This window comes from Candidatus Protofrankia californiensis (assembly GCF_900634765.1).
GTDB classification, from domain to species: Bacteria; Actinomycetota; Actinomycetes; order Frankiales; family Frankiaceae; genus Protofrankia; species Protofrankia californiensis.
In genome coordinates this window covers 11,376-26,109 of the sequence record NZ_CAAAFT010000175.1, presented here as the reverse complement: position 1 = coordinate 26,109, position 14,734 = coordinate 11,376, and the positions used below count along the sequence as shown (strand labels likewise).

Annotated in this window: 13 protein-coding genes; 9 read left to right on the top strand and 4 right to left on the bottom strand. The window is 69.7% G+C overall.

What is annotated here, in order from left to right:
* Positions 1 to 227: 227 nt before the first annotated feature.
* Positions 228 to 1,253, bottom strand: a complete 1,026-nt coding sequence (gene hemE, locus DD1DGNOD_RS09875; RefSeq protein WP_131766329.1) for a uroporphyrinogen decarboxylase — start codon at positions 1,251 to 1,253, stop codon at positions 228 to 230.
* A 421-nt stretch (positions 1,254 to 1,674) separates the two neighbouring features.
* Between hemE and DD1DGNOD_RS09870 the strand changes: the two genes are divergently transcribed.
* From DD1DGNOD_RS09870 to DD1DGNOD_RS09835, 9 genes are all read left to right on the top strand, one after another.
* On the top strand, positions 1,675 to 2,061 hold the full coding sequence (locus DD1DGNOD_RS09870) for a DUF3817 domain-containing protein (RefSeq protein WP_131766328.1): 387 nt from the start codon (positions 1,675 to 1,677) through the stop codon (positions 2,059 to 2,061).
* Positions 2,062 to 2,308: 247 nt separating this feature from the next.
* Positions 2,309 to 2,566, top strand: a complete 258-nt coding sequence (locus tag DD1DGNOD_RS26775; RefSeq protein WP_165036562.1) for a hypothetical protein — start codon at positions 2,309 to 2,311, stop codon at positions 2,564 to 2,566.
* Positions 2,567 to 2,668: 102 nt separating this feature from the next.
* Positions 2,669 to 3,292 (top strand): DUF3000 domain-containing protein, encoded by a 624-nt coding sequence (locus DD1DGNOD_RS09865; protein WP_165034886.1) that lies wholly within the window; start codon positions 2,669 to 2,671, stop codon positions 3,290 to 3,292.
* Between the two features lie 274 nt (positions 3,293 to 3,566).
* On the top strand, positions 3,567 to 4,928 hold the full coding sequence (locus DD1DGNOD_RS09860; RefSeq protein WP_131769952.1) for a ribonuclease D: 1,362 nt from the start codon (positions 3,567 to 3,569) through the stop codon (positions 4,926 to 4,928).
* Positions 4,929 to 5,120: 192 nt separating this feature from the next.
* Positions 5,121 to 6,368 carry a thiolase family protein gene (locus tag DD1DGNOD_RS09855; RefSeq protein ID WP_131766378.1) on the top strand — a complete coding sequence of 416 codons (1,248 nt, stop codon included), beginning with the start codon at positions 5,121 to 5,123 and terminating at the stop codon, positions 6,366 to 6,368.
* Positions 6,365 to 8,515: a 3-hydroxyacyl-CoA dehydrogenase NAD-binding domain-containing protein gene (locus DD1DGNOD_RS09850; protein ID WP_131769951.1), complete on the top strand. Its 2,151-nt coding sequence runs from the start codon at positions 6,365 to 6,367 to the stop codon at positions 8,513 to 8,515. Before DD1DGNOD_RS09855 ends, DD1DGNOD_RS09850 begins: the two co-directional genes overlap by 4 nt.
* A gap of 234 nt (positions 8,516 to 8,749) precedes the next feature.
* Positions 8,750 to 9,010, top strand: a complete 261-nt coding sequence (locus DD1DGNOD_RS09845) for a ribbon-helix-helix protein, CopG family (protein WP_131766324.1) — start codon at positions 8,750 to 8,752, stop codon at positions 9,008 to 9,010.
* Positions 9,007 to 9,438: a type II toxin-antitoxin system VapC family toxin gene (locus DD1DGNOD_RS09840; protein WP_131766323.1), complete on the top strand. Its 432-nt coding sequence runs from the start codon at positions 9,007 to 9,009 to the stop codon at positions 9,436 to 9,438. The genes DD1DGNOD_RS09845 and DD1DGNOD_RS09840 overlap by 4 nt, the downstream gene beginning before the upstream one ends.
* A 111-nt stretch (positions 9,439 to 9,549) precedes the next feature.
* The gene (locus DD1DGNOD_RS09835) at positions 9,550 to 10,041 is read left to right on the top strand and encodes a pyridoxamine 5'-phosphate oxidase family protein (protein ID WP_131766322.1); all 492 of its coding nucleotides are present in this window, start codon (positions 9,550 to 9,552) and stop codon (positions 10,039 to 10,041) included.
* 56 nt (positions 10,042 to 10,097) lie between these two features.
* On the opposite strand, the gene DD1DGNOD_RS09830 is transcribed toward DD1DGNOD_RS09835, so the two are convergent.
* From DD1DGNOD_RS09830 to DD1DGNOD_RS09820, 3 genes are all read right to left on the bottom strand, one after another.
* Entirely contained in the window at positions 10,098 to 11,045 is a 948-nt protein-coding gene (locus DD1DGNOD_RS09830; RefSeq protein WP_430827792.1) for a lysylphosphatidylglycerol synthase domain-containing protein, read from the bottom strand.
* Between the two features lie 661 nt (positions 11,046 to 11,706).
* Positions 11,707 to 13,638, bottom strand: coding sequence for a 1-deoxy-D-xylulose-5-phosphate synthase (gene dxs, locus DD1DGNOD_RS09825; RefSeq protein WP_131769950.1), 1,932 nt, complete (start codon positions 13,636 to 13,638; stop codon positions 11,707 to 11,709).
* A gap of 180 nt (positions 13,639 to 13,818) precedes the next feature.
* Positions 13,819 to 14,734: class I SAM-dependent RNA methyltransferase (locus tag DD1DGNOD_RS09820; RefSeq protein ID WP_430827791.1), on the bottom strand; the 916-nt coding region annotated here is incomplete at its 5' end.

Here is a 14,734-nt window from a genome sequence, read left to right as displayed (position 1 = left end):
CGGCCGGAGATTGCATGACAGGGGTGAGGAAAGGCACCCGGCCGCCCTCGGCGGGCGATGACGGATGCCCGGCACGGCAACTCCCGGCACCGGGGTTCCCGGCACGGTGCTCCCGTTACCGCCGGGCCGTTACCGCCGGCACCGACCAACGTCCGCCGGAGCGGCCCTGCCGGACGGCCAGGGCGGTCAGAACCCGGTCACAGCGGTCGGGCCCGGTCAACGAGCGGTCAGAACTCGTGCACCAGCTCGACGATGTGGGCGAGCACGCCCGGATCGGTCTCGGGTAGCACCCCGTGCCCGAGGTTGAACACGTGGCCGTCGGCCTTGGCACCACGAGCGCACACGTCGTGGACCTTCTCGGCGAGGACGTCACGCGGCGCGAAGACGGCGGTCGGATCGAGGTTGCCCTGGACCGCCCGGCCCGGACCGATCCGGCGGGCGGCATCGTCCAGCGGGACCCGCCAGTCCACCCCGACCACGTCGGCGCCCGCCTCGGCCATGGCGCCAAGCAGCTCGCCGGTGTTCACCCCGAAGTGGATGCGGGGGACGCCGTCACCGGTGAAGGCATCGAGAACCCGCCGGCTGTGGGGAAGGACGTAGCGGCGGTAGTCGGCCTCGTCCAATGCCCCGGCCCACGAGTCGAACAGCTGCAGCGCACTCACCCCCGCGTCCACCTGGACACGCAGGTAACCGATGGTGATGTCGGCGAGCCGCTCCGCCAGTTCGTGCCACAGCCGTGGTGCACTGTACATCAACTGTTTGGTGCGGGCGTGCGTCCGGCTCGGTCCGCCTTCGACGAGATAGCTGGCCAGGGTGAACGGAGCTCCCGCGAATCCGATCAGTGGGGTCGGCCCCAGCTCCCGCACGAGTGCGTGGATGGCTTCGGTCACGTACGGCACGTCGTCACCGGCAAGCGGCCGCAGCCGGGTCAGCGCGGTGTCGTCACGGACCGGGTCCGCGACGACCGGACCCACTCCGGCGACGATGTCGATGTCCACGCCGATGGCGACCAGAGGCAGCACGATGTCGGAGAACAGGATCGCGGCATCCGTGCGGAAGCGACGCACCGGCTGCAGAGTGATTTCCGTCACCATGTCCGGATCGCGGCAGGAGTCGAGCATCGCCGTGCCGGCACGCAGTTTGCGGTATTCGGGCAGCGCGCGGCCTGCCTGGCGCATGAACCACACCGGAACGCGCCCGGCGGGCTCCCCTCTACAGGCACGCAGAAACGGCGCACTGTGCAGATCGGACATTCCACCCGACTCGGATTCTTCACTCAATTCGGGTACTTCGCGCAATTCGGATGCCTCAGCGGACACGTCCGGGGCCGCCCGCCTGGGTACCGCTGCCGAATCCACCACTGCCGGATCCACCGCCGCCGAACACATGACCCTGATGGTTGCACGTCCACCGTGGTGGGTGTCGCCGACGGGGAACCGGCCCGGCCGCGACGTCCGTCACGCCTGCCGCACCGCGCGAACACGGCACGGGAGCGGGGTGCGGGACGAAGCCGGCGCAACACGACATCCTGGCGCCCCGGAGGGTCAGTAGATCGCCCTGAAGACGGTTTATCTTCGACAGGACGTAGAATAGAACAGCCGCCCGGATCCACGAGTCCTCCCACCCGCCGGAGGCGGCGCGACCATGCCGTCGTGATGACTATGGAGGCCGAACATGCCAGCCGACGGCGAACGCCGGCAGCCCGACAACGGCACCTCGATACTCGCCGCCGCCCGGATGATCTCTATCGCCGAGGCGACGTCCTTCCTGTTCCTGCTGGCGGCAACCGCGGTCAAGCACGGGGCCGACCACCCCGGCGGTGTCCGGATACTCGGCCCGATTCACGGGGTGCTCTTTCTCGCCTACTGTGCGGTCATCATCGCCGTCGCCTCGGGCCGCCACTGGCCGGCGCGCAGGACGCTGCTGGCGCTCGGCGCGTCCGTCCTGCCCGTCGCCCCCTACTTCGTCGAACGCCGATGGTTGCAGGCGCCGGCAACGAGCCGTGCCCAGACCGGAGGAACGGGCGGTTCCACCGCGTCAGCCCCGGAATCGGCCTCCTGAGCCGGCCGACGGCACGCTCAACCCGACCCGGCCGAATGGCACGAATACCCCAATAGGCTGTCAACAGAGTTGATACTCCAATAGCTTTCATATCGGACATCGTGCACGCGCACGACACGCCGGGTCCGAATGCGTGGAGATGGGGCCTGTCCGTGCCACCGTCAGGGAAGTCGGGATGGGATGAGAGGGTCCGTGATGTCTACGCGTGCCCTCCTGTCGTGGGTATGCCCTGGGGAGTGGTGTCCGGATGGAACAGGTCCTTGTGGGCGGTGACGGGCTGACCCTGCTGATGTGCCCGCAGTGCGGCGACGAGCGCGGTTTCGAGCAGCCACCGTGTTGCGACGGGCACGGCGCGGACTGCCCCGACCGTGCCTGCGTCGACTGCGGAACAGCCGTATGCGTCAACCCGGGGCAGGCGGACTTCCCGGCTCCACGGGCGCGTGTGGAGGTGCCGGGACCGTCCGGCGGATCACCGCTCCAACAGCAGTTGTGCCATGTCGCCTGATCGGTCGGCCGGTCCCTGTCGACCGGTCCACACCCCGATCGCTTGTCCCGGTGCCCATGCTCCGTCGCGCGCCCGCGGTCAGGACGTCCTAACGTGATGTCCATGGGCGCATCGCTGTCTCCGGACGGCGTCCCGTCTGTCTTCGTCGCAGCCACGGCAGCGCTGCGGGACGCGTTGGGCCGAGTTCGCTCGGAGGTCGCGGTACATGAGCTTCAGGCACCGGCGAAGCTTGCGCCGTATGCGTTCGCGGTCGCCGGTGGGCTGTCACGGGACGGCGACGAGGTGGCCTCGGGCCGCCTGATCCTCCTGTTCGATCCGGCCGGGCACAGCGCCTGGGAAGGCACGGCGCGGTTCGTCTGCTACGCCCGCGCGGCGGTCGATCCCGAGATCGCCGCGGACCCGCTCCTGCCCGAGGTCGTCTGGTCGTGGCTGCATGACGCGCTGGAGGCCAACCAGGTCGGGTACCGCGCGATGGGCGGCACCGTGACCATCACGAACTCGAAACGGTTCGGCGTGCTGGCGGCGGACGGCGACAACTCGGACGTGGAACTGCGATGCTCGTGGTCGCCGGACTGGGCCGAAACAACCGCCGGCTGCGACCACCGCGCGTGGCGACCTACCGAGGCGGTGGCCCAGCTCCACTCCTTCGCCGACCTGCTGGCGGCCATGGTGGGCCTGCCGCCGCGGGTCTGCGGAGTGGTGCCCCTGCCGTCCCGTCGCGGCTGAGGCCGACCCCGGACACCCGCGATCCCATCGCCACCGCAAATCCCACCACCGCCACCACAAGGAGCAACCGTGACCTTTTGTCATTCGCCTCACTGTCCACTCCACCGTCCGCCCCCGCATCGCACCGCCCGAACACAATGCGTGCTCGGATGGTGTTCCACGGTGAAAGCAGGCCCCTGATCCGAGGCAAACCGCCGTCCTCGGCCGATCCGGTCGGGTCCCCTGCGCCCGACCGGCCTACTCGGGCGCTGTTCGCGACGTACCATCGCCGATCGTGACGTCGACGGTTCCGGACTCATCCCACCAACTCGGCCAAGATCCAGACGGCAGCGCAGAACAGGCCCGCCCGTTGCTGGAACCCTCCGAGGGCATACCTGCCGTCATCGTCGACCAGGCGGCGCTGCTCACGGCCGTGGCACAGCTGGCTGCCGGCACAGGCCCGGTCGCCTTCGACGCCGAACGGGCCTCAGGCTATCGCTACAGCCAGCGGGCCTACCTGGTCCAGGTACGCCGCCGTGGCTCGGGAACCCACCTCATCGACCCGATCGCGCTCACCGACCTCACCTGCGTGCAGGACGCCGTCGGTGACGCCGAATGGGTCCTGCACGCGGCCAGCCAGGACCTGCCCTGCCTGTCCGAGGTTGGCCTGCGTCCGCGCAGGCTGTTCGACACCGAGCTGGCCGGCCGGCTGCTGGGCTACGAACGGGTCGGGCTCGGGATCATGGTCGAGAAGATACTGGGTTTCACCCTGGAGAAGGGGCACTCCGCCGCCGACTGGTCCACCAGGCCGTTACCCGAACCGTGGTTGCGCTATGCCGCGCTCGACGTCGAGCTGCTCGTCGAACTGCGCGACGTCCTGGAAACCGAGCTGGAGGCACAGAGCAAGCTGTCGTTCGCCCGGGAGGAGTTCGCCGCGATCGCGGCCGCTCCCCCGCGTGAACCACGGCCGGACCTGTGGCGGCGCACCAGCGGGATCCACCGGGTCCGCAACCGGCGCCAGCTCGCCGCGGTCCGCTCGATGTGGACGACCCGGGACCGGATCGCCCGCGAACGCGACGTCGCGCCCGGACGCGTGCTCCCGGATAGTGCGATCATCGAAGCGGTCCTGGCCAATCCCGCGGACGTCGAGGCCCTGACCCGGTTGCCGATCTTCTCCGGCCCGCGTCTGCGCCGCAGCGCGCGGACCTGGTTCACCGCCCTGCGGGAGGCCGCCGGACTGCTCGAGGACGCCCTGCCCATGCCCGCCGCGGCCGGCGGTGACACCCTGCCCCCACCGAGCCGGTGGGCCGACCGCGATCCGGTAGCTGCCGCCCGCCTGGCCCAGGTGCGGGCCCGCCTCGCCGCGATCGCCGCCGAGCGGACCATGCCGGTGGAGAACCTGCTGGAACCGGCCCTCGCCCGCAGACTCGCCTGGTCACCACCCCAGCCGGTGACTGTTGAGCTGGTGGCCGGGATGCTCCGGGACGGCGGCGCCCGACCCTGGCAGGTGGCACTCACGGCCGGACCGGTGGCAGGCGCCCTGACCGAGCCAGCGCAGGCGGAAGCACCAGCGGCAGGGTTGCCGGAGGCGGCGTCCCAGGATGCGGGATCGCCGGAGACGGCGTCGCGAACGGACGTCCCGGACGAGGGTGCGTAGCCGGTCGCGCCTGTCGGGGCCAGACAGGGTTACCCATGGGTAACCTTCTGCCGTAGGCTGACCGTGTCGGCAGTCACGTCGACACCGGTACCGTCCTCCCGGTAGATCGCCACCCGTCACGCGCGCTTCGCGGGCGTGACAGGCCCCGGTTTCGGTAGCGACCTGCCGGGCTCCCCCGGTCAGGAGGCAACAGTGTTCCTAGCTGCCAGGGACTCCGTCCGCGACGTCGTGTTCGTCGATGGCGTCCGTACCCCCTTCGGCAAGGCCAAGGGGGTCTACTCCGAAACACGAGCGGATGATCTCGTCGTCAAGGTCATCCGTGAGCTGCTGCGGCGCAACCCGTCACTGCCGGCGGAACGGATCGACGACGTGGCGATCGCCGCAACCACGCAGACCGGCGACCAGGGCCTGACCATCGGCCGGGTCGCGGGCATCCTCTCCGGCCTGCCGCAGTCCGTGCCCGGCTACGCCATCGACCGGATGTGCGCCGGCGCGGTCACCGCCGTCACCACCACCGCGTCCGCGATCGCCATCGGCGCCTACGACGTCGCGATCGCCGGCGGCGTGGAGCACATGGGCCGCCATCCCATGGGCGAGGGGGCCGATCCCAACCCCCGCTTCGTCTCCGAAAAGCTCATCGACACGTCCGCACTGGTGATGGGCCAGACCGCGGAGAACGTGCACGACCGCTACCCGAAGATCACCAAAGCGCGGGCGGACGCCTACGCCGTGGCCTCCCAGCAGAAGGTGGCCAAGGCGTACGCGAACGGCCAGATCCAGCCCGACCTCGTTGCGGTCGCCGCCCGCCATGCCGACAGCGGCTGGGAGCTTGTCACGACCGACGAACCACCCCGCCCCAACACCACCCTGGAGGGCCTGGCGGGCCTGAAGACGCCGTTCCGGCCGCACGGCCGGGTGACCGCGGGCAACGCCGCCGGCATCAACGACGGCGCCACCGGCTGCATCCTCGCCGCCGCGGAGGTCGCCGAGGAGCTCGGTCTCACCACGAAGATGCGGCTGGTCGGTTTCGGTTTCGCCGGCGTCGAACCGCACGTGATGGGAGCCGGCCCGATCCCCTCCACCGAGAAGGCGCTGGCCCGCACCGGCCTGTCCATCGACGACATCGGGCTGTTCGAGCTGAACGAGGCGTTCGCCGTCCAGGTGCTCGCCTTCCTCGACCACTTCGGGATCGCCGACGACGACCCGCGGGTGAACCCCTTCGGTGGGGCGATCGCGCTGGGGCATCCGCTGGCCTCCAGCGGCGTCCGGCTGATGACCCAGCTCGCGCGCCAGTTCGCCGAACGCCCCGACGTCCGCTACGGGCTGACCGCCATGTGTGTGGGCTTCGGCATGGGCGCGACCACCATCTGGGAGAACCCGCACTTCAACGGTGACAACGGTGACGCGCAGGCGTCCGACCGGACGGGAGAAGCCCGATGAGCGGGACGCAGGCGGCCGCCCTCGACTTCCCCGCCGAAGTGGTGACGCATGCCCATGTCCGCTACGTGACCCTGCCGGGCGTGGCCGGGCCGGTCGCCCTCGTCACCCTGGACAACGGCCTGGACCACACCCGCCCGTCGACCTTCGGGCCCGCCGGGCTGCGCAGCCTGCTCGCCGCCGCGGACGAGATCGAGGCGCACACCCCGGCCGTGTCGGCGATCGCCGTCACCGGCAAGCCGTTCATCTTCAGCGTCGGCGCCGACCTTGCCTTCCGGTCGTCGCTGCGCGACCCGGACGCGGCCCGGGCCGGTATCCACGCGATCGGCGAGCTCGGCCACGCGGCGTTGCGCCGGATCGGCGAAGGACGCCTCGGCGGCCGCAAGGTCCCCACATTCGCGCTGGTCAACGGCGCGGCCATGGGCGGCGGCCTGGAAGTGGCGCTGCACTGCGACTACCGTGCGCTGTCGTCGGACGTCACCGCGCTGGCGCTGCCGGAGGTCTTCCTCGGGCTGCTACCCGGCTGGGGCGGGACCCAGCTGCTGCCGAACCTCGTCGGCGCGGACCGCGCGGTCACCATCGCCATCGAGAACCCGCTGAACCAGAACAAGATGCTGCGCGCCGCGCAGGCATTCACCCTCGGTCTCGCGGACGTCCTACTCGAGCCGGCGGACTTCCTCGAGGAGGCGCTGCGCTGGGCCGGTCGCGTCATCCGCGGTGAGATCGACCCGGCGGCGGCGCGGGCGCCGGTGCAGCGCGGCCAGGCCTGGGCGGACGCGGTCGCCCGCGGCCGGGCGCTGGCCGACGCCAGGCTGCACGGCGCCGCGCCAGCGGCTGACCTGGCGCTGGACCTGATCGCGCTCGCCGAAACCGCCGACCGGGACACCGGCTACGCGGCCGAGACCGAGGCGCTGGCCGACCTCGCCGTCAGCGAGGAGCTGGCCGCCAGCCTCTACGCCTTCGACCTGGTACAGAAGCGGGCGAAGCGTCCGGTCGGCGGGCCGGATGCGTCCCTGGCCCGGCCGGTGACCAAGGTCGGTGTGGTCGGTGCCGGGCTGATGGCCAGCCAGCTCGCGTTGCTGTTCGCGCAGCGCCTGGAGGTCCCGGTGGTGCTGACCGACCTCGACCAGACCCGCCTCGACGCCGGCCTCGCCGCGGTTCACCGTGAGATCGACAATCTGCTGACCAAGAAGCGGATCTCACCGGACAAGGCGTCCCGGTTGCACACCTCTGTGACGGGTTCCCTGACCAAGGACGCGTTCGCCGACGCCGACCTCGTCATCGAGGCCGTCTTCGAGAACCTGTCGGTCAAACAGCAGGTACTCACCGAACTGGAGGCGGTCGTCAGCCCCGAGACCCTGCTGCTGACCAACACCTCGGCGCTGTCGGTCAGCGACATGGCGTCGGTGCTGGCACACCCGCAGCGGGTCGCGGGGCTGCACTTCTTCAACCCGGTGGCGGTCCTGCCGCTGGTCGAGGTGGTGCGCGGCAGGCAGAGCGACGACGTCGCGATCGCGACGACGCTCGCGGTCGCGAAACAGCTCAGGAAGAACGCGGTGCTCACCACGGACACACCCGCGTTCGTCGTCAACCGCCTGCTCACCCGGTTCATGGGCGAGGTGCTGGCCGCCATCGAAAACGGCACTCCGGTGGACGAGGCCGACCAGGCCCTCGTACCGCTCGGTCTGCCCATGTCACCGCTGGTGCTGCTCGCGCTGGTCGGCCCCGCCGTCGCCCTGCACGTCGCCGAGATCCTGCACACCGCCTATCCGGACCGCTTCACCGCACCCGAGGGTCTGGCCCGCCTGGTGGCCGCCGGCAAGACCGGTGTCTACACGTGGGGCGCCGACGGCCAGCAGGTCGACCCCGACGCCGCCGAACTCATCAGGGTCGCGGCAGGCGGTGACACCCCGGTTCTGACCGGCGAGCAGGTGCGGGAAGCGTCCCTGGCCGCGCTCGCCGAGGAGATCCGTGTCCTGCTCGACGAGGGCGTGGTCGCCGAGGCCGCCGATGTCGACCTGTCCCTGCTGCTCGGCGCGGGCTGGCCGTTCCATCTCGGTGGCATCACCCCGTACCTGGACCGCACCGGCATCAGCGAAAAGATCACCAGTCGCCGGTTTACCCCACCCGGCGTGGCGACCCTGTCCTGATCCGTCCTGCCTGTTCTGATCCGTCCCGGCCCGGTCGGTGTCCTCTGACACCGACCGGGCTCACGCATCCCGGCTGCCTGCTCGCCGGCCTCTCCTCCTTCGCCTTTCCCCCCGTGCCCTGTGCCTGCCCACATGCCCGCCCCGCCACCGGCCATCCAGCCGCACGCGATCGCCGACCTCCAGCGCCAGCCCCTTAGCATCATGACAGCAAGCATCTGATGCTATGATGCTTCGGTGCGAACAACGGTGACTCTCGACCCGGATGTGGCAGCAGCCCTCCGGGAGATCGTCCGTGAACGGGGCGTTTCGTTCAAAGAAGCGCTGAACGCACTTGTGCGCGCTGGCCTGGCAAGCCGTCGTCAGGATATTCCCCCCTACCGGACGCCCACCCGGTCGCTCGGGCTACGACCCGACGTCGACCTCGACAAGGCACTGCGGCTCAGTTCCGAACTCGAGGACGCGGAGATCATCAGCAAGCTTGAGCTGCGCAAGTGAAGCTCCCTGACGTAAACCTGCTGATATACGCACTCGACAACACCTCACCAAGGCACGAGCCGTCGAGAGCCTGGCTTGAGCACGTACTGTCCGGCACCGAGACCGTGGCGTTCACCTGGCCGGTGCTTCTCGGGGTCATACGACTGACGACGCGCGCCACGATCTTTCGTAATCCGTTCCGTCCGGACGAGATTCTCGACATCGTCGACGGATGGCTCACCAGGCCATGTGCCGTAGTGGTGCATCCCACCGAACGCCACGCCGCGGTACTTCACCAGCTTCTCGAACCGCTGGGAACGGCTGGAAACCTCACGTCCGACGCGCACCTCGCGGCCCTCGCTATCGAGCACGGCGCGGAACTATGCTCCAGCGACGCTGACTTCGCCCGCTTTCCCGGCGTCCGATGGGTTGATCCCCTGAAGTCATAGCACAACCGCAGTGGTTCGCATCCCGCCCGAAGGCTCATACGTGCCGCAGTCAGGTTGGCATAGTCGCCTGAGCGTTCCAGTCCGGCGAAACTGTCGGTGGTGCCTGGCAGCATGGCCGGCATGGCCAACTGGAGTGATGTGGAGGCTGCGGCCCCGGAACTCGCGGCGGCAGTCAAGAGCCGGTTCGAGGCGTACGGGCTGGCAATCCTCGCTACCCTCCGGCGCGACGGCTCGCCCCGGGTGAGCGGGGTCGAGCCGCTGTTCGCGCTCGGCGAGCTGTGGCTCGGCATGATGCCCGACTCACGCAAGGGAATCGATCTGTCACGAGACCCGCGATGCGCCCTGCACAACGCGACAACGGATAAGAACGTCGCCGAAGGTGACGCGAGGATCAGCGGGAAGGCCGTCACGGTGACCGATCCGGAAAGCCTTGACGCCTATCGCGCGGCCTGGGTCGCATCCGCGCAGATTCCCGGGCCCGAGCCGTTCACCCTGTTCAGGATCGACGTTACCGAGCTTGCAATGATCGGCGTCGCCGACAAGGAGCTTGTTGTCGACTTCTGGCGGGAGGGAGGCCCACCCACGCGGACAACCCGAAAATAGGCAACCGGCGAAAACAGGCACCAGCCGGCGGAGTAAACCGGGTCTTCGGCGCCTGCTCAGCCCGGGGTGCGGTTCGGCTCGGGCTGTGACGGGATGGCTTCCGGTGGTGAGAGATTGCCGTTGATGGCATCTCTTGGCCGCAGGGCCATGCCGACCCCCGCCCACACCAGGTCGGCCACGGTCGCGAACAACCGGATGATCAGTGCGAGTACGGTCGCCGGGCCGGCCGCGAGCGCCGGCGCCAGGGTGAGGACCAGTACGGCCTCGCGCACACCCGCGCCGGCCGGGATCACCAGCACGAGGAAACCGGCTGTCCAGGCAAAGGCGTACCCACCCACCGACAGCAACAGCAGACGCAGGCCGTGCACCGATGGCGTGAGGTCACGGGCGAGCAGCCAGGTTGCCACACCGAAGAGCACGAAGCCTGCCAGCAGCCAGCCGGCACCGGCCAGCACGTGGCGTCCGGTGGGGGGGTGTTCCAACGGCGGGCGGCGCAGCAGCCGGAACACGAACGCCAGCAGCGCAGACAGCACCGGCGGATACAGCACGACCGCGAACACCGGGACGGCCACCAGCACCAGGCTGTAGTGACGTAACGCACTCGCCGACACGAACGGCAGGGTCACGGCAGCGGCCATACCACCGCAGGGAACCGCCAGAGCGAGCACGATCAGGCTGGCGGACGCGGCCTTCGGCCGGGGCACGCCGTAGTCCGGGGACAGCTCCATCTGAGCCAGCACCGGCCACACGCTGCCGGGGACGTATTTGCCGATCTGCCCGACAAAGAAGATCTGTACAGCAGCCCGCAGGGGTAGTACCGCGCCGAGCGCCGCCAACACGGCCTGCCAGGACAACACGGTCATACCGACCGCCAGCACCGTGACAAGACCGGACGCGACCACACCGAACACGGTCAGCTCGCCGAGCGACGCACCGACGGTGTTCCACTGGCTGACCAGGGCGACGGCGAGCAGCCCCGTCGCGACCAGCAACGCCGCACGCACCAGCCATCGGCGCGCATCCCGATGGCGGCCCGCATCTGGACGGCGGCCCGGCTCCGGCTGGCAGCTCGGCTCAGCCGGACGGCTGTCCGCAGCCGGCCGACCGCGGACGTCAACAGGCCGTGTCCACCGCATCACCCCAGCCTAGAGGCCTGGGACCTCGGGCCTCTGGCGACCCGGGGACCTGGGCCTCCCGCAGCGCGAAAGGGACATGATCACGCTGCCTTTGATCCTGTAGGCGGCGCATAAGAAGCATGATCGAATATTGATTCGAATCACGAAAGTGAGGAGTAGACGGTCGTTACAGCAGCCGTTTTCGTACTCAATTTCTTGATCAAAATAGGGCGTGTGGTTAGTTGATCCGCACTTTGAGACCCGGCCCCTGGTCAGATGCAGCCAGCCGGGCTCACCGGCGTCCAACCGCTGGCAGGCCGCGAGCAAGGTGCGCAGAGCCAGGTCCAGAGGGCTCGGGCACCTATGTGGGCGTCCGAGCCCTCTGGACCGTGACGGGCTTACTGAGCTTGCTGGAGACCACCGGCCCGGTACGGCCGCCGGCCCACAGAACCCGCCGGAAGCCGCAGCGATCCGGATGCGGATCCGGACGCAGGGCCGGCCAGAACCGGATCAGCCGGGTCAGAAGCGGATCAGCTGGGCCAGAGCTGGATCAGAGCTGACCCGCGGCGGTCTCCTCCTCGGCCTCGCCCTCGAGAACCGGCGCGCGACCGGCGACCATCTCGACGATCCTGCGGGCGAGCTCCTGGGCGGACAGGCCGATGTCGGCCATGACCTGGTCACGCTTGCCCTGGTCGAGGAAGGTCTGCGGGATGCCGAAGTCCCGCAGCGGAACGTCGACGTCGGCGTCCCGCAGCAGCTGCGCGAACGTCGAGCCGACCCCGCCGACCCGGCCGTTGTCCTCGACCGTGACCACGAGCGAGTGCGTCCGCGCCAGGTCGACGAGCACCGGGTCAAGCGGCTTGACCCACCGCGGGTCGACGACGGTGATCACGATGCCGTGGCTGGCCACCCGCTCGGCGACCTGCAGGCAGGTCGCCGCCATCGCGCCGACGGCCACCAGCAGCACGTCCCGGGTCGTGGTGACCTCCGGCGAGCGGTAGAGGACGTCGACCGACCCGATCCGTTCGATCGCGGGAATATCCGGGTTGACCTTGCCCTTGGAGAACCGCACCACCGACGGCCCGTCGGTGATCGCCAGCGCCTCCCGCAGCTGGGCGCGCAGGGTGGGTGCGTCCCGCGGCGCGGCCAGCGACAGCCCGGGTACGAGCTGGAGGAAGGACATGTCCCACATGCCGTTGTGGGACGGCCCGTCCTCGCCGGTGACACCGGCGCGGTCCAGGACGAAGGTCACCGGGAGCCGGTGCAGGGCGACGTCCATCAGCACCTGGTCGAACGCACGGTTGAGGAACGTCGCGTAGACGCACACCACCGGCTTGAGGCCACCGAGTGCCAGGCCCGCGGCCGAGGTCACCGCGTGCTGCTCGGCGATGCCCACGTCGAACACCCGGTCCGGGAACGTCGTGGCGAACTTCTGCAGGCCGACCGGCTGCAGCATGGCAGCCGTGAGCGTGACCACGTCCGGACGCTCGTGGCCGACCTGGACGATCTCGTCGGAGAAGACGCTCGTCCAGCTCGTTCCGCCGCCGGCGGCCGTGGGCTTGCCGGTGCTCGGGTCGATCACTCCGACGGCGTGGAAGCAGTCGGCGTCGTCCTGCTCGGCGGCCGGGTAGCCGAAGCCCTTGCGGGTGACACAGTGGACGATGACGGGCCCGCCGAAGTCGCGGGCGCGCCGCAACGCGGTCTCCACCGCGTGGACGTCGTGCCCGTCCACCGGCCCGACGTACTTCAGGCCGAGGTCCTCGAACATGCCCTGCGGCTGAACGACGTCCTTGATGCCCCTCTTGATGCCGTGCAGGGCGTCATACAGCGGTGGGCCGACCAGCGGGGTGCGGCCCAGGACCTGCTTGACGACGTCGAGGACCTGCTCGTATTCGGGAGCAAGCCGCAGCGAGGCCAGATGGTCGGCCAGCCCGCCGATCGTCGGGGCGTAGGAACGCCCGTTGTCGTTGACAACGATGATCACCGGACGGTCCGCCGCGGCGATGTTGTTCAACGCCTCCCAGCACATGCCACCGGTCAGCGCGCCGTCACCCACGACTGCGACGACCGACCGGGACTCGCCGCGCAGCGCGTACGCCCGCGCCAGTCCGTCGGCGTAGGACAACGCTGTGGAGGCGTGGGAGTTCTCGATGATGTCGTGCGGCGACTCCGCCTGGCTGGGATATCCGGACAGGCCACCGCGCTGACGCAGATCCGTGAAGGCGTCCGCACGGCCAGTCAGGATCTTGTGGACGTACGCCTGGTGACCGGTGTCCCACAGGATCCGGTCGTGCGGCGAGTCGAACACCCGGTGGATAGCCATGGTCAGCTCGACGGCCCCGAGGTTGGGCCCCAGATGACCACCTGTGCGAGCCACCGCGTGGATGAGAAAGTCACGGATCTCCGCCGCCAGAGCGGGGAGATCCTCGGCTGCGAGTTTTTTCAGATCGTGCGGATTCCGAACGGTCGACAGAAGCGACACCGGCACTTCCTCTCCGTGCACTCCCTCCCCCCTTCGTGAGGGGATCCGGCCCCGGACGGGCTCAGTCTACGCAGGTCAGCGGATCATTCAGGGTCACGGAGCGGACATGTGAGCACGTTCCAAACAGGCCACAACCGGGGCAGTTGGCGCCTACGATGCGTGGTTCGCTCCGCTCCACGGCTACGCCGGAGCGTGCGTGCCCCGTTCTCCCCCGGGCGTGTTCGTCAGGATCGCCACGCACTCCACGTGAGCGGTCATCGGGAAGAGGTCGAACGCTCTCAGCGTGACAAGTGAGTAGCCCTGCGCGACTGCCACGGCGAGGTCACGTGCGAGGGAAGCCGGATCGCAGGACACGTACGCGACGGCCCGCGGGCCCAGAGCCAGTAACGCCTGCATCACGGCCCGCCCGGCGCCCGCGCGGGGCGGGTCGAGAACTGCGACGTCGGCACCGGTGGCGGCCAACCCACGCAGGGATCCCGGCGAGACCCGAACGCCCCGTAGCGACACCTGAGGCAGGTCGGCGAGGCTGCGCGCCGCCGACGCCACCGCCGGTGGATCCGACTCCATCGCCACGACCGTGCCGCTCGGGCCGACGGCTTCCGCGAGCGCGGCGGCGAACAGACCCGCGCCGGCGTACAGATCGAGTGCGGTCTCCCCCGCACGGGGTGCCAGGCCTACAAGCACCGCGTCCACCAGCACCTCGGGCGCACCAGGGTGAACCTGCCAGAACACCCCGGGGCCGAGCCTGAACCGGCGATCGCGCACCACCTCGACGATCTCAGTCTCGACTTCAGAACCAGAACCAGAGCCAGAGCTGGCGGACGGTCCCGGGAGCCGGGTGACGACGGCGGTGCCGCTCGACATACTCGCGGCGACCTCGACCTCGACCTCGGTCTCACCGGCGTCGCGCACCGGGAAAACCCGGTCGGCGACCGCCGCGCGCACCAGCGGGTGGGCGATCCGGCAGTCCGCCGCGGGAACGACCTCGTGCGAACGGTGGCCACGCAGCGCGACCTCACCCTGCTCGGTCAGCACGTACCGCATCCGGGTCCGCCAGCCCAGGCCCTCGTCGGACCGGTCCGACGAGGACCTGGGC